General features: G+C 67.5%; 3 protein-coding genes. 1 reads left to right on the top strand and 2 read right to left on the bottom strand.

Annotated features, from left to right (window positions below; all coding sequences use genetic code 11):
* On the top strand, positions 1-2,152 hold a 2,152-nt coding region (locus AB4Y86_RS13130), incomplete at its 5' end, for an ATP-binding cassette domain-containing protein (RefSeq protein ID WP_441402659.1).
* On the opposite strand, the gene AB4Y86_RS13125 is transcribed toward AB4Y86_RS13130, so the two are convergent.
* Together AB4Y86_RS13125 and AB4Y86_RS13120 are read right to left on the bottom strand one after the other, a co-directional pair.
* Positions 2,134-3,414, bottom strand: coding sequence for a cytochrome P450 (locus AB4Y86_RS13125; protein ID WP_441402658.1), 1,281 nt, complete (start codon positions 3,412-3,414; stop codon positions 2,134-2,136). The two genes, AB4Y86_RS13130 and AB4Y86_RS13125, sit on opposite strands and share 19 nt — an antisense overlap.
* Positions 3,415-3,486: 72 nt before the next feature.
* A partial coding sequence (locus AB4Y86_RS13120; protein ID WP_441402657.1) for an FAD-dependent oxidoreductase occupies positions 3,487-4,330 on the bottom strand: 844 nt, incomplete at its 5' end.

The following is a 4,330-nucleotide window of genomic DNA, read 5'->3' as shown; positions in this document are numbered from 1 at the left end:
GGGCTTTATGCCGACGCTGTCCCGGCCGGATGTTGACCTCCTCGAGGGATTGACGACGGCGATCATCGTTGACCAGGAACGGATGGGCTCGAATCCCCGGTCCACCGTCGGCACCGCCACCGACGCGAATGCGATGCTGCGGATCCTCTTCAGCCGGCTGGGGTCCCCGCACGTGGGGCCCCCGACGGCTTTCTCCTTCAACGTCCCGACGCGGAAGGCCAGCGGGGTGATGAGCACCGAGAAGGGCGGCAGGGTCGAGAAAAGCGTGGTGCAGAACGCGGTCTACCTGGGCGGCATGTGTCCGCGATGCGAGGGCATGGGCTCGGTCTCCGACTTCGACCTCACGGCGCTCTACGACGACAGCAAGTCGCTAGCGGGGGGGGCCCTGACGATTCCCGGCTACAGCATGGACGGCTGGTACGGSCGCATCTTCAGCGGCGCCGGCTTCGATATGGACAAGCCGATCGCTAAGTTCACGAAAACGGAAATGCACGACCTGTTGTACAAGGAACCGACCAAAATCAAGGTCGAGGGCATCAACCTGACGTACGAGGGGCTGATCCCCAAGATCCAAAAATCGATGCTTTCCAAGGACGTGGAAGCGATGCAGCCTCACGTTCGGGCCTTCGTGGAGCGCGCCATCACGTTCCAGTCCTGCCCCGAGTGCGACGGCACGCGGCTCAGCCCCGAGGCCAGGTCCGCGAAGATCCGGGGCAAAAACATTGCTGACCTTTGCGCGATGCAGATCAGCGACCTCGTCGGCTGGGTCCGCGAACTCGACGAGCCCTCGGTCGCACCGCTCCTCCACGGTTTGCAGCACCTGCTCGACTCGTTCGCCGACATCGGGCTCGGTTACCTCTCGCTGGACCGGCCGGCGGGCACCTTGTCCGGCGGCGAGGCGCAGCGCACCAAGATGATCAGGCACCTCGGCTCGTCCCTCACGGACATCACTTACGTCTTTGACGAGCCAACGATCGGGCTGCACCCGCACGACATCGAGCGGATGAACCAGCTGCTGCTGCAGCTGCGCGACAAGGGCAACACCGTGCTCGTCGTCGAGCACAAGCCGGAGACCATCGCCATCGCTGACCACGTTGTTGACCTCGGTCCCGGCGCAGGCACCGAAGGCGGCAGTGTCTGCTTCGAGGGAAGCGTGGAAGGGCTGCGGCAGAGTGACACCATCACCGGCCGCCACCTCGACGACCGGGCGGCCGTCAAGGACTCGGTGCGGAAGCCGTCCGGCACGCTCGAGGTGCGTGGCGCCTCGACGCACAACCTCAAGGCGGTCGACGTCGACGTTCCCCTCGGCGTCCTTTGCGTCGTCACCGGTGTCGCGGGGTCGGGCAAGAGCTCACTGATCCACGGGTCGGTCGCCGGCCGCGACGGTGTCGTGGTGATCGACCAGGGTGCCATCAAGGGTTCCCGGCGCAGCAACCCGGCGACGTACACGGGCCTCCTCGAGCCGATCCGCAAGGCTTTCGCCAAGGTCAACGGCGTGAAGCCGGCGCTCTTTAGCTCCAACTCTGAAGGCGCCTGCCCCACCTGCAACGGCGCGGGCGTCATCTTCACCGAACTTGGCGTCATGGCTACCGTCGAGTCCACCTGCGAGGACTGCGAGGGCAGGAGGTTCCAAGCGTCAGTCCTGGAATACACCCTGGGCGGCCGCAACATCGCCGAGGTGCTGGCAATGTCGATGACCGAGGCCGACGTGTTCTTTGGCGACGGGGAGGCCCGGACGCCGGCGGCCCACAAGATCCTCGGCCGGCTCGTGGACGTGGGGCTCGGCTACCTCACGCTCGGCCAGCCGCTCACCACACTGTCCGGCGGCGAGCGGCAGCGCGTCAAACTGGCCACCCAAATGGCAGAGAAGGGCGAGGTCTACGTCCTCGACGAGCCGACCACCGGGCTGCACCTTGCCGACGTCCAGAACCTCCTGGGGCTGCTGGACCGGCTGGTCGACTCGGGCAAGTCGGTGATCGTCATCGAGCACCACCAAGCAGTCATGGCGCACGCCGACTGGATCATCGACCTTGGCCCCGGCGCGGGCCACGAAGGCGGCCGGATCGTGTTCGAGGGCACGCCCGCCGGCCTGGTCGACGCCAGGTCGACCCTCACCGGCGAGCATCTGGCGGCCTACGTCGGAGCGGCCTGACCGCCTGTCTTGGGCGCAATCCCGCCGATGTCCACCAGAAGGTGGGACGGTCCGCGCAGGAACGGGCTCGGCCGGTACGGGGGCGGGTCGTCGACCAGTTGCGGGTTCCCGACTCTGCGGGCAAATTCACCCAGGGCGATCTGGGCTTCCAACCGGGCGAGCGGCGCGCCGAAACAGAGGTGGATGCCGCCGCCAAAGCCGAGGTGTTGATTGTTGCGCCGGCCCGGAATGAAGACGTCGGGGTCGGCGGTGTGGGCGGGATCGCGGTTGCCTGCGGCCAGCAGCAGCGTGAACGAGGAGCCTGCGGGGATGGTCGTCCCGGCGACGTCGATGTCGTCCAGGGCGGTGCGGAACGGGACGAAATGCACGGGCGGTTCGTACCGCAGGAGCTCCTCGACCATGGGGATCGCCAGCTCGGGGTCATCACGCAGTCTCTGGAGCTCTTCCGGGTGGCGGAGCAGGGTCAGGACGCCGTTGGAGATGAGGTTCACGGTGGTTTCGTGTCCGGCGATGAGCAGGAGAAGCCCGGTGCTGACCAGCTGGTCGCCCTCCATGCGGCCTTCAGGGCCGTCGTCGGCCGCCATCGCCGAGAGCAGGTCGGTGCCCGGCGATTGCCGGTGGGCTTCGACCAGCTCTTCCATGTACGAGCGCAGTTCCGCACCGGCCTCGGCCCTCTTCTTTTGCTGCGTTTCCGGGTCAAGCCGGGGATCCGTTGACTGCAGCGCAATGTCCACCCAGATCCGGAAGCGCCGTTCGTCACCGGCAGGCACGCCCAGGAGCTCGCAGATGACGGTGACCGGGAGCGGATAAGCCAGGTCGTCGACGACGTCGATCCTGCGGCGGCCGGCCATGTCGTCGATCAGCCCGGCGACGATGTCCCTCATCCGCGTTTCCATCCCGGCGACCCGGCCCGGCGTCGTAGGCGGTCCGAAGTGGCGCATGGCCAGCCGGCGGAATCGATCGTGATCCGGCGGGTCCATGCTGAGGAAGGTGGGCGTCATGCCGGGGCCGGCGCCCTCAGCGTCCTCGCCGCTGCCGCCGCCTGCGGTGACACCGGCCGCGGCGGCAGCGGGGTTGCGGGTGATGTCGGAGCTGACCCGCGGGTCGTGCAGGAGCGCGGCGATCTCCGCGTAGGTGCTCACAAGGTAGGTCCCGTCCGGCAACCGCGTCACCGGGGTCCGGCGGAGCTCGGCGTAGAGCGGGTACGGATTGGCCCGGTTGGAGTAGTCGAGGATCTGATCCCAGACGTTAGACTCAGTCATCGTGAAGCCTCCTTTGGGGGTGGGACGGTTTCCGCCGCAGTGCCGGAGCGCTGGTGTGTCACGGACGGGGTGTCACGGACGGCGGGGCTGGGTGAGTCGGGCACGGCGTTCATTGGGGTAGTGACCGGTCACGACGACGGTCGCGTCCTGGGTGGGGGAGAACGCCGGCTGGAAGCCGGCCGGCGCCGGCTGCCCGCCGTCTGGGCAGTCGACGTGGAGGAACGACGGCGGGAAGGGAGCGGCTTGCTCGATCAGCGGCTCGTAGAATTCGAGCCACTTGTTTTGGTTGAACGCCACGGCCGCCACGATGCGGCCCTTGTAGCCATAGGCGGCCACGAAACGCCGCAGCGCCACCGATCCCTGGACGATCGCGACCTGGTCTGCGGCTGAGGGCACACCGACGCTCTTGATTTCGGTACCGAACTGGACGGACCAGAATTTGGGTACCGCCAAGTGCGGCCACCGTTCCGTTTCGCCGCTGACCATGTTGTGCGCCGCGACTTCCGCCTGCGAGATCGCGTTGCCCCAGTGCTCGACGGCGAGGAACTGGTAGCCATACATCGGCTGCGGCGCGCGAGAAACGTCACCGGCGACGAAGACGTCGTCGGTGACAAGGCCGTTGGCGTCGAAGGCTCGGCAGCCGGCGTCGCACGCAACGCCCCACGGACCGCAGGCCAGTCCGGAATCGGCGAGCCATTCGACGTTGCGGACCGCCCCCAGCGCCGCGACCGCCACGTCGATCTCCAGTGAGCTGCCATCCGACAGCTGGGCCCGGCGCAGCTGGCCGCCGGCGTCGCCTTCGAGGGACACAACCCGGACGCCACAACGCAGATCCACGCCATTTTCCAGCTGAATTTCCCCCGCGATTCCGCCGATCACCCCGCCAAGCGCTGCACTGAGCGGTGCGGAGCGGAGC

This window comes from Arthrobacter sp. 2YAF22_2 (assembly GCF_052114645.1).
Lineage (GTDB): Bacteria > Actinomycetota > Actinomycetes > Actinomycetales > Micrococcaceae > Arthrobacter.
The sequence above is the reverse complement of the archived record's forward strand: the minus strand, read 5'-3'. Positions and strand labels throughout refer to the sequence as shown.

Excerpts from the sequence above, each read along its gene's own strand:
- AB4Y86_RS13125 (WP_441402658.1), bottom strand. The coding sequence starts at position 3,414 with ATGACTGAGTCTAACGTCTGGGATCAGATCCTCGACTACTCCAACCGG.